Annotated in this window: 3 protein-coding genes; all 3 read left to right on the top strand. The window is 73.2% G+C overall.

What is annotated here, in order from left to right; genetic code table 11:
* Positions 1–815, top strand: an 815-nt coding sequence (locus VMF70_10870; protein ID HTT68522.1) for a type III pantothenate kinase, incomplete at its 5' end; no start/stop codon positions are given.
* 39 nt (positions 816–854) lie between these two features.
* Positions 855–1298: a methyltransferase gene (locus tag VMF70_10865; GenBank protein HTT68521.1), complete on the top strand. Its 444-nt coding sequence runs from the start codon at positions 855–857 to the stop codon at positions 1296–1298.
* 109 nt (positions 1299–1407) lie between these two features.
* Positions 1408–2234: UbiA family prenyltransferase (locus tag VMF70_10860; protein HTT68520.1), on the top strand; the 827-nt coding region annotated here is incomplete at its 3' end.

Below are 2234 nucleotides of genomic sequence, written 5' to 3'. Positions count from 1 at the left end.
CGCAGCTTTTTCGCCAACGGCGGCATCGCATGGTACTGGCCCTGGACATCGGCAACACCGAGATCACGCTCGGCCTGTTCGACGGCGACGAGCTGGAGCGCAGCTGGCGCCTCACCACGCGGCCCGACCAGACGCCCGACGAGTGGGCGGTCGTGGTGCGCGCGCTGTTCGACCAGGCCGGCCTCGACATCACCGAGGTGACGGCGACGGTGCTCGCGTCGGTCGTGCCGAGCGCGACCGAGGCGGTGGCGGACGCGCTGCTGATCGCGACCGGCACCACGGCGCAGGTCATCGGTCCCGAGACGCCGTTGCCGGTGAAGCTCGACGTGGAGGAGCCGCACACCGTCGGCGCGGACCGGGTCGTGAACACAGTGGCGGCGATGCACCTGTTCCGCGTGGACGTGATCGTGGTGGATTTCGGCACGGCCACGACGCTCGACTGCATCACCCGCGACGGCGTCTTCCTGGGCGGCATCATCGCGCCGGGCCTGAGGACGAGCGGGGAGAACCTCGCGCGCCGCGCGGCCAAGCTGATGCCGGTCGAGCTGGGGCCGCCGGCGCGGGCGATCGGCCGGCGCACCGAGGACTGCATCCGGGCGGGGCTCGTCTACGGCGCGGCCGACGCGGTGGACGGCCTGGTGCGGCGGCTCAAGGCGGAGTGGCCGACGCGCGACGTGCCCAAGGTGATCGCGACGGGCGGCTACGCCGCGCTGGTGGCGAAGTACTCGTCCGAGATCGAGGAGGTGCATCCGGACCTGACGCTGCGCGGCCTCCAGATCGCGCACCGCCTGCTCGCCGGCCCGGCGGCGGTGTGACGCGCGGCGCAATCCGGGTTCGGAGATCGGAGGGCGACGGTGGGAGTCGCGTGCCGGGTCGTCGGGAAGTGGGCGTTCGCCGCCGTCGTGGCGGCCATCCTGATCCTGTTGTTCACGGGGAACCTGCTCTCCCGCTCGCCGGTGGTGATCGTGCTGCAGGTCGCGGCGTTGGCGGTAGCGGCGTGGGCGCGGCGCAGCTTCCCGCCCGCGACCTTCAGCGTCACGGCCGAGCCCCGCGGCGGCGCCGTGATCGAGAAGGGACCGTATCGCTGGGTGCGGCATCCCCAGTACTCCGCGGTGCTGATCCTGATCTGGGCGGGCGTGCTGTCGCACCTGTCGGCGCTGAGCCTGGCGGTGGGCGTCGTCGTCGCCGTGGTGGCGTCGCTGCGGATCGTGTGCGAGGAGCGGCAGCTGGTGGAGACGCTCCCGGGCTACGCGGACTACGCCCGCCGCACCAGGCGCCTGATCCCGTTCGTGATCTGACCGCGCGCCGTGGCGCCGGCGCGAGGCGCGCCGAGCGGCGAGCCCTGCAGCCGGTGGCGGCCGGCCCGGCGGGCCTCCGCACCACCGGTACGCCGAGCTTCGGCGACCGATGACCGACCCCGCGCGCACCCGCAACCTGTTCCGCCGCCTCGGCTACCGGCTGCTGCCGGGCGACGCCTTCGCCTACGTGCTGCACCTCAGGCCGGCCGAGTGGCCGATCATGGCCGCGCACACCCTGCTCGGCGTCGTCCTGGCCGTCGGCCTCGTGCCGTTCCTCCACGGCGCGCGGTGGGGCAGTGCGGCGCTCGTGCTGGTGATCTGGGTCGCGTGCCTCAACGGCGGCACGCTGGCGCTGAACAGCGTGTTCGACCAGGACGAGGGCGACATCGGCTACCTCCGCTCGCCGCCGCGCCCGCCGGCGCGGCTGCTGGAGTTCTCGCTCGGCCTGCTGGTGGCGGGCCAGCTGCTGGCGTTCCTGCTGCCGCGTGCGACCGCGGGCGCCTACGCCGTCTGCTTCGTGATGAGCCTGGCCTACTCGGTGCCGCCGTTCCGCTTCAAGGCGGTGGCGGGGGTGGACTGGCTCATCAACATGTGGGGCTTCGGCGCGTTCACGCCGTACGCCGGGTGGGCGGCGACGGGCCGGCCGCTGGACCTGGTGCACGGCCTGGTGATCGTCGCATTCTGTCCGCTGTTCGCCGCCCTGTACCCGCTGACGCAGATCTACCAGTTCGACGAGGACCAGCGGCGGGGCGACCGCACGCTGGCGTTGATCCTCGGCCTGCGGCTGAGCCTGGTGGTGGCGATCGCGATGATGGTGCTGGCCTTCCTGCTGTTCGGCTTCGCGGCGCTGCGCGGCTACGCGGCGCCGTGGAAGTGGGCCGCGCTCGCGGTCGCGCTGGCGGCGTGGCTGTGGGTGCTGGTGCCGTGGTACCGGCG

Source organism: Gemmatimonadales bacterium, assembly GCA_035502185.1.
Taxonomy (GTDB): Bacteria; Gemmatimonadota; Gemmatimonadetes; order Gemmatimonadales; family JACORV01; genus Fen-1245.
Note: the sequence above shows the minus strand (reverse complement) of the source record. Positions and strands in the feature narration are given on the sequence as shown.